This is a genomic window from Lysobacter olei, assembly GCF_054777355.1.
In genome coordinates this window covers 148,328-173,509 of sequence record NZ_BAAHAT010000001.1, presented here as the reverse complement: position 1 = coordinate 173,509, position 25,182 = coordinate 148,328, and the positions used below count along the sequence as shown (strand labels likewise).

28 protein-coding genes are annotated in these 25,182 nt (G+C 68.1%); 22 read left to right on the top strand and 6 right to left on the bottom strand.

Annotated elements, in window-relative coordinates; translation table 11 throughout:
• Positions 1 to 24: 24 nt before the first annotated feature.
• The 6 genes from eno to ACYVBS_RS00860 all read left to right on the top strand — a co-directional run bounded on the left by eno (position 25) and on the right by ACYVBS_RS00860 (position 4,426).
• Complete coding sequence (gene eno / locus ACYVBS_RS00885) at positions 25 to 1,311, top strand: phosphopyruvate hydratase (protein WP_460821197.1); 1,287 nt, start codon at positions 25 to 27, stop codon at positions 1,309 to 1,311.
• Positions 1,312 to 1,326: 15 nt separating this feature from the next.
• Positions 1,327 to 1,701 (top strand): cell division protein FtsB, encoded by a 375-nt coding sequence (gene ftsB / locus ACYVBS_RS00880; protein WP_460821195.1) that lies wholly within the window; start codon positions 1,327 to 1,329, stop codon positions 1,699 to 1,701.
• Positions 1,698 to 2,402, top strand: coding sequence for a 2-C-methyl-D-erythritol 4-phosphate cytidylyltransferase (gene ispD / locus ACYVBS_RS00875; protein ID WP_460821194.1), 705 nt, complete (start codon positions 1,698 to 1,700; stop codon positions 2,400 to 2,402). The genes ftsB and ispD overlap by 4 nt, the downstream gene beginning before the upstream one ends.
• Positions 2,399 to 2,881, top strand: coding sequence for a 2-C-methyl-D-erythritol 2,4-cyclodiphosphate synthase (gene ispF / locus ACYVBS_RS00870; protein ID WP_460821192.1), 483 nt, complete (start codon positions 2,399 to 2,401; stop codon positions 2,879 to 2,881). The genes ispD and ispF overlap by 4 nt, the downstream gene beginning before the upstream one ends.
• A 7-nt stretch (positions 2,882 to 2,888) precedes the next feature.
• Positions 2,889 to 4,064 carry a tRNA pseudouridine(13) synthase TruD gene (truD, locus tag ACYVBS_RS00865; RefSeq protein WP_460821191.1) on the top strand — a complete coding sequence of 392 codons (1,176 nt, stop codon included), beginning with the start codon at positions 2,889 to 2,891 and terminating at the stop codon, positions 4,062 to 4,064.
• 116 nt (positions 4,065 to 4,180) lie between these two features.
• On the top strand, positions 4,181 to 4,426 hold the full coding sequence (locus ACYVBS_RS00860) for a hypothetical protein (RefSeq protein ID WP_460821190.1): 246 nt from the start codon (positions 4,181 to 4,183) through the stop codon (positions 4,424 to 4,426).
• A gap of 3 nt (positions 4,427 to 4,429) precedes the next feature.
• On the opposite strand, the gene ACYVBS_RS00855 is transcribed toward ACYVBS_RS00860, so the two are convergent.
• Complete coding sequence (locus ACYVBS_RS00855) at positions 4,430 to 4,975, bottom strand: Smr/MutS family protein (protein ID WP_460821189.1); 546 nt, start codon at positions 4,973 to 4,975, stop codon at positions 4,430 to 4,432.
• A 166-nt stretch (positions 4,976 to 5,141) separates the two neighbouring features.
• On the opposite strand from ACYVBS_RS00855, the gene surE reads away from it, so the two are divergent.
• The 4 genes from surE (at position 5,142) to ACYVBS_RS00835 (ending at position 8,156) form a co-directional block, all read left to right on the top strand.
• Positions 5,142 to 5,936: a 5'/3'-nucleotidase SurE gene (gene surE, locus ACYVBS_RS00850; RefSeq protein ID WP_460821187.1), complete on the top strand. Its 795-nt coding sequence runs from the start codon at positions 5,142 to 5,144 to the stop codon at positions 5,934 to 5,936.
• Positions 5,933 to 6,610, top strand: a complete 678-nt coding sequence (locus ACYVBS_RS00845) for a protein-L-isoaspartate(D-aspartate) O-methyltransferase (RefSeq protein ID WP_460821186.1) — start codon at positions 5,933 to 5,935, stop codon at positions 6,608 to 6,610. The genes surE and ACYVBS_RS00845 overlap by 4 nt, the downstream gene beginning before the upstream one ends.
• A gap of 2 nt (positions 6,611 to 6,612) precedes the next feature.
• Complete coding sequence (locus tag ACYVBS_RS00840; RefSeq protein ID WP_460821185.1) at positions 6,613 to 7,272, top strand: exopolysaccharide biosynthesis protein; 660 nt, start codon at positions 6,613 to 6,615, stop codon at positions 7,270 to 7,272.
• 74 nt (positions 7,273 to 7,346) lie between these two features.
• A complete protein-coding gene (locus ACYVBS_RS00835) occupies positions 7,347 to 8,156 on the top strand; it encodes a peptidoglycan DD-metalloendopeptidase family protein (protein ID WP_460821184.1) in 810 nt (269 codons plus the stop codon).
• A gap of 18 nt (positions 8,157 to 8,174) precedes the next feature.
• Here the strand turns inward: ACYVBS_RS00835 and ACYVBS_RS00830 are convergent, their stop codons facing one another.
• Both ACYVBS_RS00830 and yhbY read right to left on the bottom strand, forming a co-directional pair.
• Positions 8,175 to 8,549: an Mth938-like domain-containing protein gene (locus tag ACYVBS_RS00830; protein ID WP_460821183.1), complete on the bottom strand. Its 375-nt coding sequence runs from the start codon at positions 8,547 to 8,549 to the stop codon at positions 8,175 to 8,177.
• A 21-nt stretch (positions 8,550 to 8,570) separates the two neighbouring features.
• Entirely contained in the window at positions 8,571 to 8,876 is a 306-nt protein-coding gene (gene yhbY / locus ACYVBS_RS00825) for a ribosome assembly RNA-binding protein YhbY (RefSeq protein ID WP_460821182.1), read from the bottom strand.
• Positions 8,877 to 8,945: 69 nt separating this feature from the next.
• Between yhbY and rlmE the strand changes: the two genes are divergently transcribed.
• The 12 genes from rlmE (at position 8,946) to ACYVBS_RS00765 (ending at position 22,696) form a co-directional block, all read left to right on the top strand.
• A complete protein-coding gene (gene rlmE / locus ACYVBS_RS00820) occupies positions 8,946 to 9,578 on the top strand; it encodes a 23S rRNA (uridine(2552)-2'-O)-methyltransferase RlmE (RefSeq protein ID WP_460821181.1) in 633 nt (210 codons plus the stop codon).
• Positions 9,579 to 9,668: 90 nt separating this feature from the next.
• Positions 9,669 to 11,570, top strand: a complete 1,902-nt coding sequence (gene ftsH, locus ACYVBS_RS00815) for an ATP-dependent zinc metalloprotease FtsH (RefSeq protein WP_460821179.1) — start codon at positions 9,669 to 9,671, stop codon at positions 11,568 to 11,570.
• Positions 11,571 to 11,858: 288 nt separating this feature from the next.
• The gene (folP, locus tag ACYVBS_RS00810) at positions 11,859 to 12,758 is read left to right on the top strand and encodes a dihydropteroate synthase (protein ID WP_460821178.1); all 900 of its coding nucleotides are present in this window, start codon (positions 11,859 to 11,861) and stop codon (positions 12,756 to 12,758) included.
• A 415-nt stretch (positions 12,759 to 13,173) separates the two neighbouring features.
• Positions 13,174 to 14,661, top strand: coding sequence for a sodium/proline symporter PutP (gene putP, locus ACYVBS_RS00805; protein WP_460821176.1), 1,488 nt, complete (start codon positions 13,174 to 13,176; stop codon positions 14,659 to 14,661).
• Positions 14,662 to 14,727: 66 nt separating this feature from the next.
• Positions 14,728 to 15,705: a tRNA (adenosine(37)-N6)-dimethylallyltransferase MiaA gene (gene miaA, locus ACYVBS_RS00800; RefSeq protein WP_460821174.1), complete on the top strand. Its 978-nt coding sequence runs from the start codon at positions 14,728 to 14,730 to the stop codon at positions 15,703 to 15,705.
• 169 nt (positions 15,706 to 15,874) lie between these two features.
• Positions 15,875 to 16,147, top strand: a complete 273-nt coding sequence (gene hfq, locus ACYVBS_RS00795) for an RNA chaperone Hfq (protein ID WP_460821173.1) — start codon at positions 15,875 to 15,877, stop codon at positions 16,145 to 16,147.
• A gap of 34 nt (positions 16,148 to 16,181) precedes the next feature.
• The gene (gene hflX / locus ACYVBS_RS00790) at positions 16,182 to 17,483 is read left to right on the top strand and encodes a ribosome rescue GTPase HflX (protein ID WP_460821172.1); all 1,302 of its coding nucleotides are present in this window, start codon (positions 16,182 to 16,184) and stop codon (positions 17,481 to 17,483) included.
• Between the two features lie 66 nt (positions 17,484 to 17,549).
• Positions 17,550 to 18,665 (top strand): FtsH protease activity modulator HflK, encoded by a 1,116-nt coding sequence (gene hflK, locus ACYVBS_RS00785; RefSeq protein WP_460821171.1) that lies wholly within the window; start codon positions 17,550 to 17,552, stop codon positions 18,663 to 18,665.
• A complete protein-coding gene (gene hflC, locus ACYVBS_RS00780; protein ID WP_460821169.1) occupies positions 18,662 to 19,525 on the top strand; it encodes a protease modulator HflC in 864 nt (287 codons plus the stop codon). Before hflK ends, hflC begins: the two co-directional genes overlap by 4 nt.
• Before the next feature lie 2 nt (positions 19,526 to 19,527).
• Positions 19,528 to 19,722 (top strand): DUF2065 domain-containing protein, encoded by a 195-nt coding sequence (locus ACYVBS_RS00775; RefSeq protein ID WP_460821168.1) that lies wholly within the window; start codon positions 19,528 to 19,530, stop codon positions 19,720 to 19,722.
• Positions 19,723 to 19,927: 205 nt separating this feature from the next.
• The gene (locus tag ACYVBS_RS00770) at positions 19,928 to 21,220 is read left to right on the top strand and encodes an adenylosuccinate synthase (protein WP_460821166.1); all 1,293 of its coding nucleotides are present in this window, start codon (positions 19,928 to 19,930) and stop codon (positions 21,218 to 21,220) included.
• A 216-nt stretch (positions 21,221 to 21,436) separates the two neighbouring features.
• A complete protein-coding gene (locus tag ACYVBS_RS00765; RefSeq protein ID WP_460821165.1) occupies positions 21,437 to 22,696 on the top strand; it encodes a multidrug effflux MFS transporter in 1,260 nt (419 codons plus the stop codon).
• A gap of 262 nt (positions 22,697 to 22,958) precedes the next feature.
• On the opposite strand, the gene ACYVBS_RS00760 is transcribed toward ACYVBS_RS00765, so the two are convergent.
• The 3 genes from ACYVBS_RS00760 to ACYVBS_RS00750 form a co-directional block, all read right to left on the bottom strand.
• Positions 22,959 to 23,183, bottom strand: a complete 225-nt coding sequence (locus ACYVBS_RS00760) for a hypothetical protein (protein WP_460821164.1) — start codon at positions 23,181 to 23,183, stop codon at positions 22,959 to 22,961.
• A gap of 141 nt (positions 23,184 to 23,324) precedes the next feature.
• Positions 23,325 to 24,599: an amino acid permease gene (locus ACYVBS_RS00755; RefSeq protein WP_460821163.1), complete on the bottom strand. Its 1,275-nt coding sequence runs from the start codon at positions 24,597 to 24,599 to the stop codon at positions 23,325 to 23,327.
• A gap of 70 nt (positions 24,600 to 24,669) precedes the next feature.
• A complete protein-coding gene (locus tag ACYVBS_RS00750; RefSeq protein ID WP_460821162.1) occupies positions 24,670 to 25,128 on the bottom strand; it encodes a hemerythrin domain-containing protein in 459 nt (152 codons plus the stop codon).
• Positions 25,129 to 25,182: the final 54 nt, after the last annotated feature.

The window sequence follows — 25,182 nt, the reverse complement described above, 5'->3', positions numbered from 1 at the left end:
AGACAAACCGGAACGTCCGTCGACATGACCACGATTGCCAAAGTCCACGCCCGCGAGATCCTCGACAGCCGCGGCAACCCCACGCTCGAAGCCGAAGTCACCCTGACCGACGGCAGCTTCGGTCGCGCGATGGTGCCGTCGGGCGCCTCGACCGGCACCAAGGAAGCCGTGGAGCTGCGTGACGGCGACAAGACCCGCTACCTGGGCAAGGGCGTGCGCAACGCCGTGGCCAACGTCAACACCACGATCGCCGCCGCGCTGGCCGGCTTCGATGCCGCCGACCAGGCCGGCCTGGACAAGCGCCTGATCGACCTCGACGGCACCGAGAACAAGGGCCGCCTGGGCGCCAACGCGCTGCTCGGCGTGTCGATGGCCAACGCGCACGCCGTGGCCGCCTCGCGCAAGCAGCCGCTGTGGCAGTACCTGGCCGGTGGCCGCGACGTGGCGCTGCCGGTGCCGATGATGAACATCATCAACGGCGGCGCGCATGCCGATAACAACGTCGACATGCAGGAGTTCATGATCCTGCCGGTGGGCCTGCCGACCTTCGCCGAATCGCTCCGCGCCGGCACCGAGGTGTTCCATGCGCTGAAGTCGGTGCTCAAGGGCCGCGGTCTGGGCACGGCGGTGGGTGACGAGGGCGGCTTCGCCCCGGACCTTCGCAGCAACGAGGAAGCACTCGAGACCATCCTCGAGGCCATCGGCAAGGCCGGTTACAAGGCCGGTGAAGACATCCTGCTGGGCCTGGACGTCGCCTCCAGCGAGTTCTTCGAGAACGGCAAGTACAACCTCACCGGCGAAGGCAAGCGCCTGACCAGCGAGCAGTTCGTCGACTTCATGGCCAACTGGTGCGCGCAGTACCCGATCGTCACCATTGAAGACGGCATGTCCGAGCACGACTGGGCCGGCTGGAAGCTGCTGACCGAGCGCATCGGCAACAAGGTGCAGCTGGTGGGCGACGACCTGTTCGTGACCAATCCGCGCATCTTCAAGGAAGGCATCGACCAGGCCGTGGCCAACGCCATCCTGATCAAGGTCAACCAGATCGGCACGCTGACCGAGACGCTGGAAGCCATCGCCATGGCGGATGCCAACCAGTACGCGGCCATCGTTTCGCACCGCTCGGGCGAGACCGAGGACACCACCATCGCCGACATTGCCGTGGCGACCACCGCGACGCAGATCAAGACCGGCTCCCTGTGCCGCAGCGACCGCGTGGCCAAGTACAACCAGCTGCTGCGCATCGAGGAAGCCCTCGGCGCCGCCGCGAAGTACGCCGGCCGCGACGCGTTCGTCTCGCTGAAGCGTTAAGGGCCAAGTCGCCGCATGCGCTGGTTCCGGGTGCTGCTCGTGGCGCTGGTCGCGCTGCTCGCGTTCCTGCAGTTGCGCCTGTGGCTTGGGGAGGGCGGCCGCCGTTCGGTGGCCGACCTCCAGCAGAAGGTGGACGCGCAGACGCATGAAAACGGTGGACTGAAACAGCGCAACGCCGCGCTGGCCGCCGAAGTCGAAGACTTGAAGTCCGGCGAGGCGGCGGTTGAAGACCGCGCGCGCAGCGAACTGGGCATGATCAAGCCCGGTGAGACGTTCTACCGGGTGGTGGAGCAGCAGGATGCCGGCGCCGCCGCCGAGGCCGACCCGGCACCGGCGGACGTTGACGGCACAGCGGCGGCGACCGCGGAGCAGGACGACTTCGCCCCATGAGTCGGGAAATGGCCTGGGCCATCGTGCCCGCCGCGGGGCGCGGTACCCGTTTCGGCGGCGAGGTTCCCAAGCAGTACCTGCATGCGGCCGGCAAGCCCTTGATTGAACATGCGCTGTCGACGCTGCTGGCCCATCCCGGCGTGGCGGGCGCGATGGTGGCGCTCGCCGCGGACGATCCACGTTGGCCGGGATGGACCTCGCTGCACGGCAAACCCGTGCTGACGTGCATCGGCGGGGGCGAGCGTGCCGATTCGGTGCTCGCTGCGCTGGAGGCGCTGCCCGCACAGGTTCCCCACGATGCGGTGGTGCTGGTCCACGACGCCGCGCGCCCGAACCTGGATGCCGCGGACCTCGATCGCCTGCTCGCCGCCGCGCAGGAGCATGCCGATGGCGCGATTCTCGGCGCGCCCCTCCGCGACACGCTCAAGCGTGCCAACCATGCCGGTTCGATCGCCGCGACCGAACCGCGCGACGGCCTCTGGCGCGCCTTCACCCCGCAGGCGTTCCGCCGGGATGTCCTGGCCGCGGCCTTGCGCGCCGCGCGCGCGGACGGGGTGCTCGTCACCGACGAGGCCATGGCCATGGAGCGCGCCGGTACGCACCCGCGGCTGGTGGAAGGCCGCGAGGACAACCTCAAGGTCACCACGCCCGCCGACCTGGCATTGGCCGAGTACCTTCTTTCGCGTCGGGGAACCCCATGAACATCCGCATCGGCCAAGGTTTCGACGTGCATACCTTTGGCGACGGCGACCACGTCATGTTGGGTGGCGTACGCGTCCCCCACGACCACGGGATCGTCGCCCACTCCGACGGCGACGTGGTCATCCATGCGCTCTGCGACGCGATGCTGGGCGCCGTGGCGCTGGGCGACATCGGTCGTCATTTCCCGCCCAGCGACCCGCAATGGAAGGGGGCCGACAGCCTGCTGTTCCTGCGGCGCTGCAATGACCTGATCGCGGAACACGGCGGCTGGCGCGTCGGCAATGCCGACATCACCGTGCTGTGCGAGCGCCCCAAGGTGGGCCCACACGCCGAGGCGATGCGCGCATTGCTCGCGCGCGAACTCGGCATCGCCGTGGATGCGGTCAGCGTCAAGGCGACCACAAGCGAACGCTTGGGTTTTACCGGTCGCGGCGAAGGCATTGCCGCGATGGCCGTGTGCCTGCTGGTCAAGGCGTGACCCCAGCATGACGCCTAACGATCACAATGCTTCAGATGACCTGGCCAGCACCGGGGACGCCCCCGCCAACGTGGCTCACGTGCCCGTGACGACCACCCATGGCGCCGCGCCCTCCAGCGCCGTCGATGACAGCACGCACGGGTTGCCCATGGCGTTGGGTGAGCCGGTGCTTCGCGCGCGGATCCGGACGACTCCGGAAGACTTCTTCGTGGAAGAACTGCCGGCATTCGAGCCCAGCGGCGCCGGCGAGCACTTGCTGCTCACTGTGGAGAAACGCGGCATGAACACCGCGTTCGCCGCCAAGCGCATCGCCGCATGGGCCGGCGTGGCCGAAATGGCGATCGGGTACGCCGGCTTGAAGGACAGGCATGCCGTCACCCGCCAACGCTTCAGCGTGCACCTGCCGAAGAAGGTCGCGCCCGACGTGGCGGCACTGCATTCGGACGACCTGCGCGTGCTGGAGCACCACTGGCACTCCCGCAAGCTGCCGCGCGGGGCCCTGGCCGCCAACCGCTTCGTCCTCGTGCTTCGCGGCGTGGAGGGCGATCATGCCGCGATCGAAAACCGTCTGCAGGCGATGGCCGACATCGGCGTGCCCAATTACTTCGGCGAGCAGCGCTTTGGCCGCGAGGGCGACAACGTGGCCCAGGCGCTGGCGATGTTCCGTGGCCGCCGCACGGCCCGTGAGAAACGGGGGCTGCTGTTGTCCGCCGCCCGCTCGGAACTGTTCAACCGGGTGCTGGCCGCGCGCGTGCGCAGTGGCACCTGGAACCGTCCTCTGGACGGCGAGGTGTGGATGCTCGACGGCCGTCGCAGCGTGTTCGGCCCCGAGCCGCTGACCGACGACCTGTTGCGACGCCTCGAGACTTTCGACATCCACCCCACCGGTCCTCTCTGGGGGCGCGGCGACCTACGCAGCCAGGGCGCCTCCGCCGAGGCCGAACTCAGCGTGCTGGGCGATGAGCTGGCGCAAGCACTGCGGCGCGGGCTCGAAAAGGCCGGGCTGGACCAGGAGCGTCGCTCCCTGCGGCTTCGACCGGTCGGACTCGCCTGGCGCTGGCTGGCCGCGGACGTGCTGGAAGTGGGTTTCGAGTTGCCGGCCGGCACCTATGCCACCTCGGTGCTGGCCGAGTTGGGTGACGTCACCGAGGCGCCGCGCGGCACCGCGCCCACTGACGGTTGACCGTTCGTCGGCGGCCATCCGCCGGCACTGGCAGTCGTTTCTCGTCGGCGTATAAGCGCAATGAGGGGCGGTATTCGCCGCTCCCGGCTTGAACGTTCGCACCGGGAGGTGTCGTCATGAAAGCAGGCACGGTCTTGATGGTTGCAGTTCTGGCCGCCGCGTCGACCGCGGGATGCGCCAGCATGAAGGAAGAGTCCACCTACGTGGCGCCTCCCGCCACGCCCTCGTTGCAGGACCGCGATCTTGCGTACATCGGCGCCGTGGAAAAAATCGCCCAGCGTCGCGGCATCGAAGTGGTGTGGGTCAATCCGCCCACCAAGCGCCCGGCGAAGAGCGGCGACCCGCGGCAGGCCATGCGCTGAGGCTCACCGCCGCTTTGGCGGCAGGAGAAGCACCACCACCGCACCGGTCCCGCCCTGCGCGGGCGGCGCGGAGTGGAACGCCAGCACGTCCGCGCGGTGCCGCAGCATGCGGTCCACCAGGTTCTTGATCACCGGCGTGCCTTCGCTCTGGCGGCCCTTGCCATGGATCACCCGCACGCAGCCGATGCCGTGGCGGCGTGCGTCGTTGAGGAATGCCCGCAGCAGCGCCTCGGCGGTTCGCGCGTCCGCGCCGTGCAGGTCCAGTTCCTCCTGGGCCGACAGTTCACCGCGCTTGAGGCGCTGCCACGTCCGCGCCGGCAGTTCGTCGCGCCGGTAGGCCAGCGCGTCGCCTGATTCCAGCAGGGTGTCGTCCAGCGCATGCCGAAAGGTTTCCCGCGCGGCCGCATCGTCCTGCTCGGCCATCCGTGCCCCCGGGCGTGGCTTCGGTCCCGTGGGCGGCGGCGAGGCCTCGTCCAGCCGACGGACTTCGCCGATCGCCTCGAGAAACAGGGCGCGGTCGTCGTCGGAAGGCTCATGCTTGCGTGCCATGCGCACAGCCTAGCGCGGTGCACCGTCAACGCAAGGCAAAGTGTGGCGAGGCCGGCAGGACGCCTTTCCATCATCGGCTATCATGACCCCAGGCCCCTTGGCGCGGCGTGGCACTCCGCCCCGCGCAAGGCGCATCCCCCGGCAAGTCGAGGTCTTCCGCAAGTCCATGCGAGTACTGGTCAGCAACGACGACGGCGTAGACGCCCCCGGCATCCGTGCGTTGGCGCAGGGCCTGCGGGCGGCCGGCCATGAAGTGCTGGTGGTCGCGCCCGACCGAGATCGGTCAGGCGCCAGCAACTCGCTCACGCTGGATGGCCCGATTCGCGTGGTGCGCCTGGATGAGAACACCTGGCGCGTCCATGGCACGCCTACCGACAGCGTGCACGTGGCGATCACCGGCATGCTGGAGTCCGAACCGGACATCGTGGTGTCCGGCATCAACAGCGCCTCGAACATGGGCGACGACGTCATTTACTCCGGCACGGTGGCCGCCGCGATGGAAGGCCGCTTCCTCGGCCTGCCCTCGGTGGCCATGTCGCTGGCCACCCGTGACCACGATGGCCGGTACTACGAGACCGCCGCGCGCGCCGCGGCCGAGATCATCGCGCGCCTGGCCAGCGATCCGCTGCCGGCCGATACCATCCTCAACGTCAACGTGCCCGACATCCCCTGGGACGAGGTCCGCGGTTTCGAAGTGACGCGACTGGGCAACCGACACCGCTCGGAAGCCTGCGTGCCGCAGCAGGACCCGCGCGGACGGCAGTGGTGGTGGGTGGGCGCGGCCGGCCCCGAGCAGGACGCCGGCCCCGGCACCGATTTCCACGCCGTGCGCACGGGCCACATTTCCATCACCCCGATCCAGATCGACCTGACCCGCTACCAGGCACTTGAGCAGGTGGCGAGTTGGGTCGATGGCCTCACCGGTGCCCTGCGTACCGGTGCGCCGGAGGCAACGCCATGAGCGTGCGCATGCGGCTGCAGCCCGAGGCCCTTGGGTCGGGCCTGACCTCGCAACGCGTACGGGACCGCCTGGTCGAGCGCCTGCGCGAGAACGGCATCCGCGACGAGCGCGTGCTCAACGCGATCCGCACCGTGCCGCGCCACCTCTTCATCGACGAGGTGCTCGCCAGCCGCGCGTATGAGGACACGGCCTTGCCGATCGGGCAGGGTCAGACCATCTCGCAGCCCTGGGTCGTGGCGAAGATGACCGAGGCGTTGCTGGCCGGCGAGCCGAAGAAGGTGCTGGAAATCGGCACCGGCTCCGGCTACCAGGCCGCCGTGCTGGCGGCACTGGGGCTGGAAGTGCACACCGTCGAGCGCATCGGCGAGCTGCTGCGCACCGCCCGCAAGCGATTCCGGCAGCTGGGGCTGAACATCCGCAGCAAGCACGACGACGGGCGCATCGGTTGGGCCGAGAACGGCCCCTTCGACGCCATCATCGTCACCGCCGCGGGCCCCGCCCTGGTCGATGCACTGACCGAGCAATTGGCGGTCGGCGGCATCCTGGTCGCGCCGGTCGGCGCCGCCAACTCCCAATCCCTTTTGTGCCTGCAACGCGACGCCGACGGCCGGATCACCCAGCAGACGCTGGGTGCGGTGGTATTCGTGCCGTTGCTTTCGGGCATGGTCGACTGAGCATGAGCCAACCGGACATCTCCGTGGGCGGCACGCCGCCGTCTGCTGCCTCGCTGGGCGAACAACTGGCCACCATCATCCGCAACCTGCCCGAGGACAAGCTCACGCTCGGCGAGTTGCTGGAAGTGTTCGGTGATGAAGGCCTGCTGCTGCTGACGATGTTGCTGACGCTGGTCTTCCTGATTCCAGTCTCGATTCCGGGCGTGAGCACGGTGTTCGGTGCTGCGATCCTGTTGGTAGGCATCAGCCGGCTCAGCGGCCGACCGCTGTGGCTGCCCGCCCGCGTGCGCGACCGCGCCTTGCCGGCGGACAAACTGCGCCCCGGACTTTCCGGTGGCCTCGACTGGGTGCGCCGCCTGGAAAAAATCAGTCGCCCGCACCGGCTGCGCGCCTTCGTCGATGGGCGCGCGCAGGACATGTTCAACAACCTGGCCTTCATATTCGCGGCGCTACTGTTGATGGCGCCCTTCGGTTTCGTGCCGTTCAGCAACACGCTCCCAGCCCTGGCATTGCTGTTTTACGCTGTGGGCCTGGTGCAACGCGACGGCGGGGCGATGTTGCTGGGGCATTTGTCCAACATTGGCACCGTCGTGTATTTCAGCGTGCTGATTGGTGGCGGCGGCGTCGCGTTGCGCGAACTCTGGCAACGGTTTTCCGGTTGACGGTCGACCGTCGCACGGACCATCGCGTTGGATTGGCGGACGCGCACGAAGACAGGGAACAACTCACGAGGCGCATGACCATCAGGTTCATTCCGAATTCCTCCACCGCCCGGGCTGCAGCCTTGGGACTCGCCGCTGCCCTGTGGCTGGTCGGGTGTGCCAAGACGACGGTGGTCCGCGAACCGGCCGCCCCTTCCACGGGAAAGGTCGGCGCGACGACGGTGGTCAAGCGGGGCGACACGCTCTATGCGATTGCGAGCGCCAACGGTCTCCAGGTCCGTGATCTGGCCGCCTGGAATGGCCTCGCCGAGCCGTACACGATTTACCCGGGGCAACGCCTGAAGCTCTACCGGGGCGTCGGCACCGTGGCGTCCCGGCCGTCTGGGACGAGTGCTGCGCGACCCGCCAGCGCCGTGCCGAGCAGACCCCGGGCGCCGGTGTCGAAGCCGGCCACCGTGGCCACGACCCCGAAGCCGGCGGCACCCAAGCCCTCGCCCGTGCCTGCCGTAAGCAACGTCACCTGGCGCTGGCCGGCCGACGGCGAACTGATCAGCCGCTATGTGGCGGGCGAGCCCACCCGGCAGGGCATCGGCATCGCCGGCAGCAGTGGCGCCCCGGTGCGCGCCGCGGCCGACGGCGTCGTGGTGTACTCGGGCTCGGGCCTGGTGGGCTACGGCGAGCTGATCATCATCAAGCACAACGACGAATGGCTGTCGGCCTATGGCCACAACCGCAACCGTCTGGTCAACGAAGGCCAGGTGGTGAAGTTGGGTCAGCAGATCGCGGAGATGGGCCGGAGTGGCGCGCCGCGTGAGATGCTGCATTTCGAGGTGCGTTACAACGGCAAGGCGGTCGACCCGCTGCAGTACCTGCCCAAGCGCTGAGCCGTCGGGTGCCGGGCCTCAGCCCGGCAGGATGAAGCCGACCGCCACTTTGCGGTTCTCTCCCGCGAGCACGTTGAACGTGCGCGCCGCCGCGGCGTTGGACATGACTTCCAGGCCCACGCGGCGCGAGAGGCAGGCTGCCATGACCGCCGCAGGTGGGAATACCTGTGCGGGCCCGGTGCCCAGGATCACCACTTCCGGTGCCAGCGCCATCAGCGGTGCCAGGTCGTCGACGGTGAGGGACCTGGCGTCGCGCACGGGCCACGCCTCGACCAGCGTATCCGGTGCCAGCAGGAAACTGGCGGTCAGGGTGCGGTCGTTGACCAGCGCCGACGTGCCATCGGCCGCGCGCAGGAAGAACGCGTGGTCGGGATGTTCAAGCGTGAGCTGCACGGCGCGCTCCGGCGGCCCGGCTCAGGAGCGGGGCAGCACGATCTGGCGTCGGTCCTTGCTCGGGCGGTACAGCACGGCGGTGTGGCCGATACGCTGTACCAGCGCGGCACCCGTCCGCTCGGCCAGCTCGTCGATCATGGTGTCACGGGCCTCGCGGTCCGCCGCGCCGACCTTCACCTTGATCAGCTCATGGTGCTCCAGCGCCAGGTCCACTTCCGCCACCAGCGCGTCCGTGATGCCCTTGCCTCCCACCTGCAACATCGCCTTCAGGTCATGGGCCTGGCCACGCAGGAAGCGGGTCTGGGCAGAAGTGAGCACGGTCGACATCGAGGCACGCAAAAGGGGTGTGGCGGGGCGCTCAGGGTATCATGACGGCCTTCCCCCACCCGCATCGCCATGGCCACCCGCAGCAAAAGCAGTCAGCGATGGTTGCAGGAGCACGTCTCCGACCCCTTCGTGAAGAAGGCCAAGAAGGAGGGCGCCCGTTCGCGCGCCATCTACAAGCTCGAAGAGCTGATCGACCGCGACCGTCTGCTCAAGCCGGGCATGACCGTGGTCGACCTGGGCTCGGCCCCGGGCAGCTGGTCGCAGCTGGTGCAGGCGCGCCTGGCAGGCAGTGGCCGGGTCATCGCCATCGACATCCTGCCCATGGCGCCCATGGCGGGGGTGGAGTTCCTGCAGGGTGACTTTCGGGACGATGAAGTCCTCGCCCAGCTTGAGACCATGGTGGGCGACAAACCGGTGGACCTTGTGCTTTCGGACATGGCCCCCAATAAGAGCGGAGTGGACGCGGTGGACATGCCGCGGGCGCTGTACCTGTCGGAGCTGGCCATGGACTTCGCCGACAAGCACCTGCGCACCGGCGGTACGTTCCTGATCAAGCTGTTCCAGGGTGTGGGGTTCGACGACTACGTACGTGAGCTGCGCAAGCGCTACGACAAGGTCGCGATCCGCAAGCCGGAGGCGTCGCGCAAGCGGTCGCCCGAGGTGTACGCGCTGGCACAGGGCAAGCGGGCCGTGCCGAAGTAGGGCATCCCTGCGCGAGGGTACAGTGGCGCCGTTCAGCGAATGGCGGGTTTTGACAATGTTTCGGCGGACGGTTGCGCGTAAGGTAGGCACATGAACGATTTGGCCAAGAATCTGCTGCTCTGGGTGATCGTCGCCGTCGTATTGATGGTGGTGTTCCAGGCATTCGGTCCGCGCACTGCCGTCAGCGAGACGCTGGCGTATGACCAGTTCGTGCAGCAGGTGCAGAACGACCGCGTCGCCAAGGTGACGATTGCCGAGGACCGGACCACCATCAGTGGCCAGTTCAAGGACGGCAAGTCCTTCACCACGTACAACCCGGGCGACAAGGACCTGGTCAACGACCTGATCCAGCACAAGGTCGCCATCGAGCAGACCCCGCCGGCCAGCGGCCCGTCGCTGATGTACATCCTGATCAACATCCTGCCGTGGCTGCTGTTCATTGGCATCTGGGTGTATTTCATGCGCCAGATGCAGCAGGGCGGCGGCAAGGGCGCGATGAGCTTCGGCAAGTCGCGGGCCAAGATGCAAGGCGAGAACGAGGTGAAGGTGACCTTCGCCGACGTGGCCGGCTGCGACGAGGCCAAGGAGGAGGTCGGCGAGCTGGTCGAGTTCCTGCGCGACCCCTCCAAGTTCCAGAAGCTGGGCGGCAAGATCCCGCGCGGCGTGCTGATGGTCGGCCCGCCGGGCACCGGCAAGACCCTGCTCGCCCGCGCCATCGCCGGCGAGGCCAAGGTGCCGTTCTTCAGCATCTCCGGTTCGGACTTCGTCGAGATGTTCGTGGGCGTGGGCGCCAGCCGCGTGCGCGACATGTTCGAGACGGCCAAGAAGCACGCGCCGTGCATCATCTTCATCGACGAGATCGACGCCGTCGGCCGCCATCGCGGTGCCGGCCTGGGCGGCGGCCACGACGAGCGCGAGCAGACCCTCAACCAGTTACTGGTCGAGATGGACGGCTTCGAAGGAGGCGAGGGCGTAATCGTGATCGCCGCGACCAACCGTCCGGACGTTCTGGACCCGGCGCTGTTGCGTCCGGGCCGCTTCGACCGCCAGGTTGTCGTGGGCCTGCCCGACGTGAAGGGCCGCGAGCAGATCCTGCGCGTGCACATGCGCAAGCTGCCGCTGGACGAGGACGTGGAGCCGATGACCATCGCCCGCGGCACCCCCGGTTTCTCCGGCGCCGACCTGGCCAACCTGTGCAACGAGGCGGCCCTGTTCGCCGCGCGCGAGAACGCGAAGGAAGTCCGCATGGACCACTTCGACCGTGCCCGCGACAAGATCCTGATGGGCGCCGAGCGCCGCTCGATGGCGATGAGCGAGGAAGAGAAGAAGCTCACCGCCTACCACGAGGCCGGCCATGCCATCGTCGGCCGCATCGTCCCCGAGCACGACCCGGTCTACAAGGTCACGATCATTCCGCGCGGGCGCGCGCTGGGCGTGACGATGTACCTGCCGGAAGGTGACAAGTACTCGATGAACAAGGTCGCAATCGAGTCGCAGTTGTGCTCGCTGTACGGCGGGCGCGTTGCCGAGGAACTCATCTTCGGTACCGACAAGGTCACCACCGGTGCCTCCAACGACATCGAGCGCGCCACCAAGATGGCCCGCAACATGGTCACCAAGTGGGGCCTCAGCGACGCCATGGGCCCGATTGCCTATGGCGAGGAAGAGGACGAAGTGTTCCTCGGCCGCTCGGTGACCCAGCACAAGAACGTGTCCAACGAAACCGCGCGCCGCATCGATGAAGTGGTGCGCGACATCCTGGACAAGGCCTACGCGCGCACCACGCACATCCTCCAGGACAACCTGGACAAGCTGCACGTGATGGCGGACGCGCTGCTGCAGTACGAAACCATCGACGCGCGCCAGATCGACGACATCATGGCCGGGCGTGTACCGGGCCCGCCGGCGGAGTGGACCAAGTCCGGCCGCTCGACGAAGGACGATGCGGAAACGCCCGGCGGCGCGATTGGCGGCGCGGCGGCGCAGACCTGATTCCTGCCGCGCGGATCGATACGTGGAAGGCCGGGCTTGTCCCGGCCTTCTGCTTTTCCGGCGGGCCGCGTCCTGACGGTGATCGAGGCCCGGCAGTGACATGCGGGGACTCTCAGGGCGCGGTATTGCGGTCCCGCGATCCGAAGCCGCCGCCTTGATCACGCCGCTTGCTGCTGGACCGTGGTGCCAGCCTCACACTGACGTGCGGCGGGTCCGGTCGCTCACGGCCGTACCGCTTGTGCCGCCGCTGTTGGTAGTCTGCGTACCCCTGCTTGCTGGATGACGCCCATGTTCGACATTGCGCCTTCGCTGGACTGCAACGGCCGCAGGCTGGTCCTCGACCGCCCGCGGGTGATGGGCATCGTCAACATCACGCCGGACTCATTCTCGGACGGCGGCGAGCACGACACGCTAGAGGCGGCGGTCGCGCACGGCATCCGCCTGGCCGAGGAGGGTGCGGACATCCTGGACGTGGGCGGCGAATCCACGCGCCCGGGGGCCGCGGCCGTATCGCTCGACGAGGAACTGCGACGGGTGGTGCCGCTGGTCCAGCGCCTGCGCGAGGCCACCTCGCTGCCAATCAGCGTGGACACCTACAAGCCCGAGGTCATGCGCGCGGCGGTGGAAGCCGGTGCGGGCATGATCAACGACGTCTACGGCCTCCGGCAGGAGGGTGCGTTGGATGCCGCGGCGTCACTGGGCGTCCCAGTGGTGCTGATGCACATGCAGGGCGAGCCGCGTTCAATGCAGGGCGCGCCGCTCTACGATGACGTCGTGGCGGAGGTGCACCGCTTCCTGGCCGAACGCCTGTTCGCTGCGGAAATGGCAGGGATCCCCAAGAAGCACCTGATCGTCGACCCGGGTTTCGGCTTCGGCAAGGACACGCAACACAACCTGGCGCTGCTGGCGCAACTGGAGCGCTTCGTCGACCTGGGCGTGCCCGTGCTGGCCGGTCTGTCGCGCAAGCGCAGCATCGGCGAGATCACCGGACGCGACGTGCCGCGAGAGCGCGTCGCCGGTTCCGTGGCCGCGCACCTGATCGCGGCGCAACGCGGAGCGATGCTGCTGCGCGTGCACGACGTGGCCGAAACCGTGGATGCGCTGAAGGTCTGGAATGCCGTGGCAGCACAGCCGATGCCGCGTGCACGCGGCGGAGCACCTGCGATCCGCTGGCCGGACGATGAGTGACGGGGCGCGGTTTTCCTCGCGCATGTCAAGCAATTTCGTTGTGTTTTTGTGTGGCTAAAAATTAGCCAAACCTGTTGACACGCCCGTCCTGCAAGGGCCGCACGCCGTTGCCCACATCGTCATCCAAATGGTTGTCCACAGGCTGTGTGCACAACCGGATGCGATTCGAAAATACTGATTTTTCGTGTGGTGAAATTTTCGCCAAACCTATTGCACACCCCGTGGTTGCTGGGCCGTGGCGTTTGGTCCCCAAGCTTATCCCGGCGGTTGTCCACAGGCATTGTGCACAACCGCCGTGGACGCGCGGGGCGACGCTGCCGGGTTGTGCATCGCCGCATCGATCATCCCGGCCATGGACGGCGCAGCGCGTCCGCGCTGAGGTAAGCTCCCGGGCTGATCCAGGGGAAGTAACCAGATGACCGCCAGCACGCCGCTGCTCGTGACCTTCGGGCTGTACCTCATTGCCATGGTCATGATCGGGTTCATTGCCTGGCGGTCCACGCGCAACTTCGACGACTACATCCTGGGTGGCCGTTCGCTGGGCAGCTTTGTCACCGCGCTGTCGGCCGGTGCATCGGACATGAGCGGCTGGCTGCTGATGGGCCTGCCCGGCGCGTTGTACCTGACCGGCCTGTCGGAGGCGTGGATCGCCATCGGCCTGACCGTGGGCGCGTACCTCAACTGGCGCTACGTCGCCGGGCCGCTGCGGGTCTACACCGAACGCACCCGCAACGCACTGACCCTGCCGGACTATTTCACCCACCGATTCGCCGACGACCGTCGGCTGCTGCGCATCTTCTCGGCGCTGGTGATCCTGGTGTTCTTCGCGGTGTATTGCGCCTCGGGCATCGTGGCGGGCGCGCGGCTGTTCGAGACGGTGTTCGGCGTGCCGTATGCGCAGGCGTTGTGGTATGGCGCGGCGGCGACGATTGCGTACACGCTGATCGGCGGCTTCCTGGCGGTGAGCTGGACCGACACCGTGCAGGCCTCGCTGATGATCTTCGCGCTGGTGCTGACCCCGATCATCGTGGTGCTCAGCAATGGCGGTTTGCAGCCCAGCCTGGCGCTGATCGAGCAGGTCGACCCGACCCGCCTGGACTGGGTGGGGTCGGGAGGTCTGATCGCCGTGGTGTCCGCGGCCGCGTGGGGCCTGGGGTACTTCGGCCAGCCGCACATCCTGGCGCGCTTCATGGCGGCCGACCACGTGAGTTCGATTCCCAAGGCGCGGCGCATCGGCATGACCTGGATGGTGCTGTGCCTGGCCGGCGCGATCGCGGTGGGCTTCTTCGGCATCGCGCATTACGCCGCGCACCCGGAGGCGGCCGGTCCGGTCACCCAGAACCCGGAGCGGGTGTTCATCACCCTGTCCGAGCAGTTGTTCAACCCGTGGATCGCCGGCGTGCTGCTGTCGGCCATCCTGGCGGCGGTGATGAGCACGCTGTCGTGCCAGTTGCTGGTCTGTTCCAGCGCCATCACCGAGGATTTCTACCGGGGCTTCCTGCGACCGCAGGCGGGGCAGCGTGAGCTGGTCTGGGTCGGGCGCGCCGCCGTGCTGGCGGTGGCGCTGTTGGCAATTGCTATTGCCCGCAACCCTGACAGCCGCGTGCTGGGCCTGGTGAGTTATGCCTGGGCCGGCTTCGGCGCGGCATTCGGGCCGGTGGTGATCCTGTCGCTGGTTTGGCAGCGGATGACCCGCAATGGCGCGCTTGCGGGCATGGTGGCAGGTGCGCTGACTGTGATCCTGTGGAAACAGACTGGCAGCGCCATGTACGAAATCGTGCCCGGCTTCATCGTGGCGACGCTGGCGATCGTGGTGGTCAGCCTGCTCGACAAGGCGCCGCCGCACGAAGTGCAGGTGACGCACCAGCAGGTGCGGGCGTCGTTGCGTGAGAACCCACACTGAGTGCAACGATCACCGTGCCGTTGCCCCATCACGCGCCGGAACGCGATGCCGCATGATCTGCCTGCCATGACCGTCGAGCATCTGGATCACCGACCCGTTGCCATTGCCCTGATGGGGCCGACCGCCTCGGGCAAGACCGCGCTTGCCCTCGACTGGGCCGAACGACTGGGCGGGGAAATCGTCAGCGTCGATTCGGCGCTGGTGTACCGGGGGCTGGACATCGGCTCGGCCAAGCCCACAGGCGCCGAGCAACAGCGGGTGCCGCACCACCTGATCGACGTGCGCGACCCGTGGCAGCCGTATTCGGCAGCCGATTTCGCCCAGGATGCCCGGCAGGCGATGGATGACATCGCCTCGCGCGGCCGCGTCCCGGTGCTGGCCGGGGGCACGGGTCTGTACTTCCACGCCCTGCTGCACGGGCTGTCGCCGATGCCTGAGGCCGACCCGGCCATGCGGACCCAGTTGGAACAAGAGGCGTCCGAGCGGGGTTGGGCCGAACTGCACGCCGAATTGGCGGCGATTGATCCCGAGGCCGCCCGCCGAATCCATGCCACCGACGCCCAGCGCATCCAGCGAGCCCTGGAGGTCTACCGCCTGTCCGGTCGCACCATCACGGAATGGCGGCGCGAGGGCCTGGCGATGCCGCGCCTGCCATTCCGCGTGCTCAAATTGGTGCTGGCCCCGGCCGAGCGGTCCGTGCTGCACGCGCGCATCGAACAACGGTTCGACGCCATGCTGGCGGCAGGCTTCCTGGATGAAGTGCGGTCGCTGCGGGCCCTGCCGGAACTGCAGGCCCACCCGGCGCCGCTGGAGCTGCCCGCCCTGCGCGCCGTGGGGTACCGGCAGGCGTGGGAGCATCTGGACGGCCGCAACAGCGCGTCGGAGTTTCGCGATCGCGGCATCTTCGCCACCCGACAGCTGGCCAAGCGCCAGCTCACCTGGCTGCGCGGGGAGCTGGACGCCCGCTGGTTCGATCCGGCCACGCAGCGCGAAGGGCTGGAGCAAGCACTGGCGATGTTCCTGCCGGCATCTCGACCGCATTGACCACGCGAGTGCGACCGCCGTCGCGCAATTCATCCCGGCAGGCAACTTCCCAACCCCCGGGTTTGCGTTACCATCGGCCCATCGCCGCTGTGGGGACAGCTACCGGCGACGCGGATGGCCAGGGAGGCCCCGCCCATAACTAGAACTCTATTTGTTGGGGAACACTCTGATGTCCAAGGGACAGTCCTTGCAGGATCCTTTCCTGAACGCTCTGCGCCGCGAACGCGTGCCCGTCTCGGTTTACCTGGTCAACGGCATCAAGCTGCAGGGCACCATCGAGTCCTTCGACCAGTTCGTGGTGCTGCTGCGCAACACGGTCAGCCAGATGGTCTACAAGCACGCCATTTCCACCGTGGTGCCGGCGCGCAACGTGCGCGTGGGGCCGGGCGGTGGCCAGGTGCACCCGGGTGAAGGCGGCGAGGACGCCGACGAGGCAGAATAACGGCCTGTCTGGCCGTTCCGGGAAGTGAGCACGCGTGTTTTTTGAGAGATCCCGCAAGGGCGAGCACGCGCTGCTGATCCAGCCGCACGCCGGCGGACCGCCCGACGAAGGGTTGCTGGAGGAATTCACCGACCTGGCGCGGTCGGCCGGCGCGACGATCGCGGCGGTCATGACCGCGCGCGTCGATCGGCCCAATGCCGCCACGTTGATCGGCAGCGGCAAGCTGGAAGAGATCAAGGCGGCGGTCGAGGCCACCGGCGCCGACCTCATCCTGGTCAATTTCGCGCTGACGCCCACCCAGGAGCGCAACCTGGAGCGTGCGCTGCAGCGGCGCGTGGTGGACCGTACCGGTCTGATCCTGGACATCTTTGCCCAGCGTGCGCACAGCCATGAAGGCAAGTTGCAGGTGGAGTTGGCACAACTGCGCCACATGTCCACGCGGCTGGTCCGTGGCTGGACCCACCTGGAGCGCCAGCGCGGCGGTGCCATCGGCCTGCGCGGCCCGGGCGAAACGCAGCTGGAGCTGGACCGCCGCATGCTTCAGGCGCGGCTGGAGTCTTTGCAGCGGCGGCTGGAAAAGGTCGAGGTGCAGCGTACGCAGATGCGCCGTGCGCGCCTGCGCAGCGAGATGCCGCGGGTGGCGCTGGTGGGTTACACCAATGCCGGCAAATCGACCCTGTTCAATGCACTGACGGGTGCGGAGGCCTACGCCGCGGACCAGTTGTTCGCCACGCTGGACCCGACGGTGCGGCGCATCAACCTGTCCGGCGGCAGCGTGACCCTGGCCGACACCGTGGGTTTCGTGCGAGACCTGCCGCACGCGCTGGTGGCGGCGTTCCGCTCCACCTTGTCCGAATCGCGCGAGGCGGACCTGCTGCTGCACGTCATCGACGCCGCGGACCCGCTGCGCGATGAGCGCATCGCCCAGGTCAACTCGGTGCTGGCCGAAATCGGCGCCGGCGACATCCCGCAGGTGCTGGTGTTCAACAAGATCGACCGGCTCGAAGGCACCGCGCCACGGCTGGACCAGCCGGGCGAGGGTCCGATGCGGGTCTGGCTGTCCGCGCGCGACGGCGTCGGCCTGGACCTGCTGCACACCGCCATGGCGGAGGCGCTGGAACTGCGCCACGTACGCGGCGAGGTGCGCATTCCGCCACAAGCGGCAAGGTTGCGGACGCGCCTGCACGAGCTGGGGGCGGTGCGCAGCGAGCACGGCGACGAGCATGGCTGGCGCCTGCAGGTGGACATCGCGCTGGCCGATGCGCAGCGCCTGTTCGCCCAGCCGCACGGCGAGCCGCTGCGGCCCTTGCTTGAGGCCGCCGGAGCCCCCACCTAGAATCGACCCGCGCCTGCAGGACGGCTCCGCCGCGCCTGCCGGTTCGTTTCACTACATGGAGCAGGCATGGCCTGGAACACCCCTGGCAGTAGCAATTCGGGCGGCTCGAACGGCCGTTCGCCGCGTCGCGGTCCCGGCGGACGCGGTCTGGACGCCCTTCTGGACCCCCTGCGCGGCCTGTTCGACGGCGGTGGCGGCAGCGGCAGCATCCTGCGCTGGGTGGCCATCGTCATTGGCCTGTGGCTGGTCTTCAACTGCTTCGTGCTGATCACCGAACAGCAGCGCGGCGTGGTGCTGCGCTTTGGCCAGTTCGCGCGCGTGATGCAGCCCGGCCCGCACTTCAAGCTGCCGTGGCCGATCGAGCGCGTGACCAAGATCAACGCCACCCAGATCAAGACCTTCAGCGAAAACGTGCCGGTGCTGACCGCCGACGAGAACATCGTGCTGGTCGAGATCAACGTGCAGTACCGGGTCAGCGACCCGCAGCTGTACCTGTTCGGCACCCGCGACGGCGACGCCATGCTGGCGCAGGCCGCGCTGAGCACCGTGCGCGAGCAGGTCGGCCGCTCCACGCTGGACACCGTGCTGGGCGCGCGCAACGCGCTGGCCGTGTCCGCGCGTGACCAGCTGCAGAAGTCGCTGGAGGCCTACCGCACGGGTCTCGCTGTTACCGAACTCAACCTGCCCAACGCGCGTCCGCCGGAGGAGGTCAAGCCGGCCTTCGACGACGTCAACAGCGCCCAGCAGGACAAGGACCGCCTGATCAGCGAAGCCCGCGCGTACGCCGCGCAGGTGGTGCCGGAAGCCCGCGGCCAGGCCGCGCGCGTGCGCACCGTCGCCGAGGGCTACAAGACCGCGACGATCGCGCGGGCGCAGGGTGACGCCGACCGCTTCTCGCTGCTGGTCGACCAGTACCAGGCCGCGCCCGAGGTCACCCGCAAGCGCCTGTGGCTGGAGACCGTGCAGGAAGTGCTGGCCGACAACCGCAAGGTCGTAGGCGGCGACTCGCGCCAGCTGATCTACGTGCCGATGGAGCCCGCGAAGGGCGGCACCGCTGCCAGCGGTTCGCTGTCGCCGGAAACCCTGGCACCGACCGTGACCGCCATTGAACAGGCAGCCGAGCAATCCACCCGCAGTGGCCGCACGCCACGCCCCACCGGCCGTGAGGAGGTCACCCGATGAAGGTCTCGTTCTGGGTCGCCACCGCGGTGGCCGTGCTGCTGGCGCTGATGGGCTCGCTGTACATCGTCAACGAAGGGCAGACCGGCATGGTGCTGCAGTTCGGCCGCGTGGTCCGCAGTGACATCGGGCCGGGGCTGCACTTCAAGTTCCCGCTGGTGGAAACCGCACGCGTGTTCGACCGCCGCCTGCAGGTGCTGGACGCCGAGCCCGAGCGCTACCTGACCTCCGAGCGCAAGGACGTCAGCGTGGACTTCTTCGCCGTGGGCATGATCGAAGATTCGCGCGCGTTCTACCGCGCGACCGGCGGCGACGAGTCGGTGGCCGTGGCGCGCCTTGCGCCGATCATCAAGGACTCGCTGCGCAACGAGATCAACGCCCGCACGCTGCAGCAGGTGGTGTCCGGCAATCGCCAGGAAGTGATCGGCAAGCAGTTGAAGGCGATCAACGAAGGCGCGGCCACGATGGGCATCCGCATTGTGGACATGCGCATCAAGCAGATCGACCTGCCCACTGACAGCCAGGTGATCCAGGACGTCTACCGCCGCATGCGCGCCCAGCGCCAGCAGGTGGCCAGCCGCCTGCGTGCCGAAGGCGCCGAGCAGGCCAACACCGTGCGCGCCGAGGCGGACCGTGAGCAGGCGGTCATCGCCGCCGAGGCCGAGCGCGATGCGCAGCGCCTGCGCGGTGAGGGCGATGCGCAGGCGGCCAAGGCGTATGCGGCAGCCGCCAACAAGGATCCGAGCTTCTATGCCTTCCAGCGCAGCCTGGAGGCCTATCGCAAGTCGTTCGCCGACGGGCAGGGCGTGATCGTGCTGGACCGCAATGACCCGTTCCTGCAATACCTGAACAAAGACCGCTGATCGTGTCCGAGGAGTTGTGGTCGGCACTGTGCCTGGTGGCGGTGCTGGAGGGGCTGGTGCTGTTCGCCGCCCCCCAGGGTTGGAAGCGGGCGGCCGAGCAGCTGTATGCGATGCCCAACCGGCGGCTTCGGGCCATTGGCGGGGTGGTGGTCATCCTGGGCCTGCTGTCGCTGATGTGGGTGCGGCACCGGTTCTGACCCGAGGCAGGGACCTCCGGAGGCGGGGAATTCGGCTGGGAAAGGACTGGCCCCCGGGGCCCAAAACCCGGATAATGCACAAAAGCCGGCCGGGGGAATCCCCGCCGGCTTTTTCCGTGTCTGGGGGGCCATCAGGCCCTTCACCTTTTCTGCCCGGCCTTCCCCCCCAAGCTATCGGCCCGGCGGAACCTGATTGGAGTGAGTCATGGGTCAGTCTGTCGTGGTGTTGGGTGCCCAGTGGGGCGATGAAGGCAAGGGCAAGATCGTCGATCTGCTCACCGAGGAAATCGGTGCCGTGGTGCGCTTCCAGGGTGGCCACAACGCCGGCCACACCCTGGTCATCGGCGGCAAGAAGACCGTGCTGCACCTGATCCCGTCGGGCATCCTGCGCGAAGGCGCGCTGTGCCTGATCGGCAACGGCGTGGTGCTGAGCCCGGCCGCGCTGCGCAAGGAGATCGACGAGCTGGAAGCCACCGGCGTGGACGTGCGTTCGCGCCTGAAGATCAGCCCGGCCACCCCGCTGATCATGCCGTACCACATCGCGCTGGATCAGGCCCGCGAGAAGGCTGCCGGCAAGGATGCCATTGGCACCACCGGCCGCGGCATCGGCCCGGCCTACGAAGACAAGGTGGCGCGCCGCGGCATCCGCGTGGCCGACCTGCATTACCCCAAGGAGCTGGCCGAGAAGCTGCGCAGCACCATGGACTACCACAACTTCGTCCTGACCAAGTACCTGGGCGTCGAGGCCGTGGACTTCCAGAAGACGCTGGACGAAGCGCTGGCCTTCGGTGAGTACGTCGAGCCGATGAAGTCCGACGTGGCCGGTATCCTCCATGACCTGCGCAAGCAGGGCAAGCGCGTGCTGTTCGAAGGCGCGCAGGGTTCGCTGCTGGACATCGACCACGGCACCTACCCGTACGTGACCTCGTCCAACACCACGGTGGGCGGCGCGTATGCCGGAACCGGCGTGGGCGCGGATGCGATCGACTACGTGCTGGGCATCTGCAAGGCGTACGCCACGCGCGTGGGCGGTGGTCCGTTCCCGACCGAGCTCAACGACGAGGTGGGCCAGGGCATCCGTGACCGTGGCGCCGAGTACGGCGCCACCACCGGACGTCCGCGCCGCTGCGGTTGGATGGACATCGTCGCGCTCAAGCGCGCCGTCGCCATCAACGGCATCACCGGCCTGTGCATCACCAAGCTGGACGTGCTGGACGGCATGGACAAGCTGAAGGTGTGCATCGGCTACAAGTACGGCGGCAAGACCACCGAGTACGCGCCGCTGGACGCGGCGGGCTGGGAGGAGTGCGAGCCCGTGTACCTGGAGTTCCCGGGTTGGACCGAGAACACCCATGGCGTCACCGAGTGGGACAAGCTGCCGCCGGCCGCGCGCGCCTACCTGCGTGCGCTGGAAGAGCTGTCGGGTTGCCCGCTGGCGATCGTGTCGACCGGTCCGGACCGCCAGCACACGATGGTGCTGCAGGATCCGTGGGCCTGATTGGCCCGCGATTGACGTGAGACAAAAAGCCCCGCCCCGTGCGGGGCTTTCTCGTCCGGGCGGCGTTGGGCGCTGAATCGCCCGTGTGATCGAGTTGCCGGTGCAATACGGCATTGCAGAGGTGAGACGGTCCAGCGGCGCCCCAGACGCTATCCTGTAAGCCTTGTGGCAGCTTCGCACGCAAGAAGCCGCCCTGCCGATGACGAAGTCCTCTTGATGCCTTCCACGCCGTCCGCCGCGTCGGGCGCCCCCCCCGGGTTGCCGATCTCCATCCGCACGCTTGCCCTCCTGTTGGGCGGCTTGGCGATGTTCGGGCCGTTTTCCATCGACACGATCTTCCCGGCGTTTCCAGCCATGGGCGCGGCGTTGGGCGCGGACAAGGTCGCGATGCAGCAGACGATCAGCGTCTATCTCGCGGCGTATGCGCTCATGAGCCTGGTGCATGGACCGTTGTCGGACGCCATCGGGCGCCGCAAGGTAATCCTCTCCGGGCTGGCGGTGTTCACGCTGGCATCGGTGGGGTGTGCGTTGGCGCGTGACATGGGCACGCTGCTGGCGTTCCGCGCGCTGCAAGGGCTGTCGGCCGGTGTTGGATTGATCGTGGGGCGCGCGGTGATCCGCGACGTACTGCACGGCGACGATGCGCAGCGGCTGATGAGTCAGGTGTCGATGATCTTCAGCGTGGCGCCGGCCATCGCGCCGGTGATCGGCGGCTGGATCCTCGGCTGGAGTGCCTGGCCGGCCATCTTCTGGTTCCTGGTGCTGTTTTCCGCGGCATTGTGGCTGGCGACGTGGCGCCTGCTGCCGGAGACGCACCTGCCTGAGTCGCGCCTGCCGCTGGTGCCGCGCCAGCTGCTGCACGACTACGTGGGCATCTTCCTCAATCCGCGTTTCCAGCGGTTGGCCGCGGCGTCGGCCTTCAACTTCGGCGCGCTGTTCCTGTACATCGCGTCAGCGCCGGCGTTCGTGCTCGACATGCTCAAGCTCAGCGAGCAGCAGTTTGCGTGGTTTTTCGTGCCGACGATCGGGGGTATGGCCGTGGGGGCCTGGGTTTCGGGACGCAGCGCGGGCCGGGTGGGCGGGGCGCGGCTGATCGGCTTGGGCTTTGCCGCCAGTGCGCTCGCGATGGCATACAACCTGGCGTACACGTGGCTGGTGGATATACCCCGCGTGCCATGGGCCGTGCTGCCGATGAGCCTCAATGCCTTCGGCATTGCGCTGGTGTTCCCGGTGATCACGCTGGCCATCCTGGACATGTTCCCGCGCCAGCGCGGTTCGGCGTCGTCGTTGCAGGCATTCACAAGCCTGGTACTCAACGCGCTGATTGCCGGGGTGCTGTCGCCCTTGATCAGTGCCAATGGCATGGCGCTGGTCGCCACCGCCACGTTGTTCCTGGCGCTGGGCTGGGGCTTCTGGCGCTGGGAGGTGGCGGCGATGCGGCGGCCCATTCCAGTGCGCCCGCAAGGCAGCCCATAGCGCAATCCCGCGCAGGGTGAAGGTAAGCGGCTCGGCGGGCGGGCCGTCGGATCACCGGGTCATTGCCGCGGACTGCGTCAGCGGGTGAGCCACCGGCTCCTCGCGCATGTACCTGTGGATCCTGTCGCATGAGCCACGCATGCAACGTGCGACTTTCAAAAATGCACCTCGTGCGCGGTCCCCTTGGGCTACCCGATCGCACTGCCTGTCTGGCCGCACTGGTGGCGTAGTCGGTGCGACACCAATCGGAATTGCACGTGGGTCAGAGCGGGTCGAACTCAACGGTGTACTGACCCGCTGCGTTTGGGGCCCGGACAATGCGGCAGTCGTAGTGACCCTGTTCGCGCAATGCTTCCTTCAGTGAGGCGTAGCGAGCCAGTTCCTCCTCGCTGAGTGACAACCGGACGTTGCTGGACCACCGGGTCGCCATATCGTCCATTTCGTCCAGGAGGCTGGCGCGGTCGAGCGTATACAGGGAGGTCGGCACGGTGCGGCTCCTTGCAGGACGAGGAGGTGAAGCGTGCCTTGCGTCACAAAGTCGTTGCAAACCTGAATTGGGCGGTGGCGGACATCCGCCGACGGACGGTCGTCGTTGACGGACGATGCGTAATCCCCCACGGACGCGGCTTCAGGCCGCCTGCCAGCGCCTCCAGCCGTGCAGCAGCAGGCCGGCGCCGACCAATGCGGCACCCCACGCCAGCGCTTCGCCCCCAATGCCCATCAGGGCGTAGATGCTGTAGGCCAAGGCCAGCCCCGCCATCACCCGGCTGGCGATGCCAGTGCCACGCCACAGCCACGCCGCGCTGCTCGCCACGTAAGGCACCAGCGTGGCCGCCGTCGAGAGCAGGGCAGAAAAGGTGAACAACTGCACCAACGAGCCGCTGTAGTTGCTCACGACCAGTGCGGTGGCCAGCCCGGTGCTCATCAGGAGGCCGAAGGCCGGCGTGCCGCGCGCATCCTCGCGGGCGAACAGTGCGGGAAACAGCCCGTCGCGCGCGGGCGCCATCGGCAACTGCGCGGAGAGCAGCACCCAGCCGTTGAGGGCGCCCAGGCAGGACACGGCCATGACCAGGGCCAGGCCGATGCCCGCTGCGGGGCCCCACAGTGCGGTGGCGGCGTCGGCCATCGGGGCGGCCGAATGGGCGGCCTCTTCCGCCGGCAGGACACCCAGCACCACGGTGCACCCGAGGATCGTGGCAACGCCCGCAATCAAGGTGCCCAACACCGTAGCGCGGGGGATCACCTTGCGCGGATTGTCGATGCGTCCGGCAGGCACGGTGCTGGCTTCCAGACCGATGAAGGCCCACAGCGTCAGCGCGACCGTGGCATTGGCAACGCTGGGCAAGGACGCCTCACTGGGGTTGAAGGGCACGTAGTTGCGGGTGTCCACCCACCACAGCGCGACCAGCCCGAACAGCGCCAGCGGCAGCAGCTTCAGTACGGTGGTGAGCACCTGCATGCGGCCCGCCTCGCGCACGCCCAGCAGGTTGATGCCGGTGACCAGCCAGAGCGCGCCCAGCGCACACAGCGCGGCGCGCATGGTGGTGGCAGTGGCCTCCGGGAAGACCGCGCCGACGCTGCCCGCAAAGGCCACCGCAATCGCGGCCGTGGCGCACCACATCGACACCCAGTAACTCCACGCCACCACGAAGCCGGCCAGCGGGCCAAAGGCGTTGCGGGCATACACGTACGGGCCGCCGGTCTCGGGCCAGCGCATGGCGAGCCGGGCGAAGGTCAGTGCCAGCAGCAGCGCGCCGCCTAGGGTGATGCCCCAGCCAAGCAGGCTGGCCGCGCCGAAGGGGGCCAGCGTGGCCGGCAGCAGGAACGCGCCCGAGCCGATCATGCTGCCCACCACCAGGGCGGTGGCGGCGGTCATGCCCAGGGCCTTGGTCGGCGACGTCATCAGGGGCTCCTGGAGGGTAAGGCGCTGTCAGAGGGGCCGCGATTGTAACGCCCCGCCGTCCGCGGCCTCCTTATTCCCCCCGCAGCACCGCCAGCATCCGCGCATAGTCGCGGCGGTAGCTCTTCGCCAACTTCAGTTTCTGCGCCTGGGACAGCACCTTGCCCGACAACTGGAAGAACTTCTTTTCTTCTTCGCGCAGGTGGTGGTGCACTTCGTGCGACAGGGCTTTGGCGCGCGCCATCCAGCCGCGACCCGAGATGTCGTTGCTGCGCATTTCCTCGACGATTTCGTCGATCTCGTGGTGCTCGTGCAGCGCGTGGCGCGAAGGCGACAAGCCGAGGTCGTCCATCAGGATGGGCGCGTAAAGGAAGCGTTCCTCGGCGGCGGCATGCGCGGCCAGTTCGATCCGCAGGTCGGTGAAGATCGCCTGCCGGGCCGCCGTGTGCGGCTTGCTGCGCAGCAACTTGCGGCACAGCGAGCGCTGGCGCTCGTGGCTTTCGTGGAGGGCGTCGTAGATGGTCTCGGGCATGGTCATTGCGCGGCAACGGGACCTGGACAGCGTGCCTGTCGCCCTGTGCACGCC

Excerpts from the sequence above, each read along its gene's own strand:
- ispF (WP_460821192.1), top strand. The coding sequence starts at position 2,399 with ATGAACATCCGCATCGGCCAAGGTTTCGACGTGCATACCTTTGGCGAC.
- surE (WP_460821187.1), top strand. The coding sequence starts at position 5,142 with ATGCGAGTACTGGTCAGCAACGACGACGGCGTAGACGCCCCCGGCATC.
- yhbY (WP_460821182.1), bottom strand. The coding sequence starts at position 8,876 with ATGTCGACCGTGCTCACTTCTGCCCAGACCCGCTTCCTGCGTGGCCAG.
- ACYVBS_RS00855 (WP_460821189.1), bottom strand. The coding sequence starts at position 4,975 with ATGGCACGCAAGCATGAGCCTTCCGACGACGACCGCGCCCTGTTTCTC.
- ACYVBS_RS00770 (WP_460821166.1), top strand. The coding sequence starts at position 19,928 with ATGGGTCAGTCTGTCGTGGTGTTGGGTGCCCAGTGGGGCGATGAAGGC.
- ACYVBS_RS00835 (WP_460821184.1), top strand. The coding sequence starts at position 7,347 with ATGACCATCAGGTTCATTCCGAATTCCTCCACCGCCCGGGCTGCAGCC.
- ACYVBS_RS00845 (WP_460821186.1), top strand. The coding sequence starts at position 5,933 with ATGAGCGTGCGCATGCGGCTGCAGCCCGAGGCCCTTGGGTCGGGCCTG.
- ftsH (WP_460821179.1), top strand. The coding sequence starts at position 9,669 with ATGAACGATTTGGCCAAGAATCTGCTGCTCTGGGTGATCGTCGCCGTC.
- putP (WP_460821176.1), top strand. The coding sequence starts at position 13,174 with ATGACCGCCAGCACGCCGCTGCTCGTGACCTTCGGGCTGTACCTCATT.
- hflC (WP_460821169.1), top strand. The coding sequence starts at position 18,662 with ATGAAGGTCTCGTTCTGGGTCGCCACCGCGGTGGCCGTGCTGCTGGCG.
- rlmE (WP_460821181.1), top strand. The coding sequence starts at position 8,946 with ATGGCCACCCGCAGCAAAAGCAGTCAGCGATGGTTGCAGGAGCACGTC.
- ACYVBS_RS00860 (WP_460821190.1), top strand. The coding sequence starts at position 4,181 with ATGAAAGCAGGCACGGTCTTGATGGTTGCAGTTCTGGCCGCCGCGTCG.
- truD (WP_460821191.1), top strand. The coding sequence starts at position 2,889 with ATGACGCCTAACGATCACAATGCTTCAGATGACCTGGCCAGCACCGGG.
- ACYVBS_RS00755 (WP_460821163.1), bottom strand. The coding sequence starts at position 24,599 with ATGACGTCGCCGACCAAGGCCCTGGGCATGACCGCCGCCACCGCCCTG.
- hflK (WP_460821171.1), top strand. The coding sequence starts at position 17,550 with ATGGCCTGGAACACCCCTGGCAGTAGCAATTCGGGCGGCTCGAACGGC.
- miaA (WP_460821174.1), top strand. The coding sequence starts at position 14,728 with ATGACCGTCGAGCATCTGGATCACCGACCCGTTGCCATTGCCCTGATG.
- folP (WP_460821178.1), top strand. The coding sequence starts at position 11,859 with ATGTTCGACATTGCGCCTTCGCTGGACTGCAACGGCCGCAGGCTGGTC.
- hfq (WP_460821173.1), top strand. The coding sequence starts at position 15,875 with ATGTCCAAGGGACAGTCCTTGCAGGATCCTTTCCTGAACGCTCTGCGC.
- ispD (WP_460821194.1), top strand. The coding sequence starts at position 1,698 with ATGAGTCGGGAAATGGCCTGGGCCATCGTGCCCGCCGCGGGGCGCGGT.
- eno (WP_460821197.1), top strand. The coding sequence starts at position 25 with ATGACCACGATTGCCAAAGTCCACGCCCGCGAGATCCTCGACAGCCGC.
- ACYVBS_RS00765 (WP_460821165.1), top strand. The coding sequence starts at position 21,437 with ATGCCTTCCACGCCGTCCGCCGCGTCGGGCGCCCCCCCCGGGTTGCCG.
- ACYVBS_RS00840 (WP_460821185.1), top strand. The coding sequence starts at position 6,613 with ATGAGCCAACCGGACATCTCCGTGGGCGGCACGCCGCCGTCTGCTGCC.
- ftsB (WP_460821195.1), top strand. The coding sequence starts at position 1,327 with ATGCGCTGGTTCCGGGTGCTGCTCGTGGCGCTGGTCGCGCTGCTCGCG.
- ACYVBS_RS00750 (WP_460821162.1), bottom strand. The coding sequence starts at position 25,128 with ATGCCCGAGACCATCTACGACGCCCTCCACGAAAGCCACGAGCGCCAG.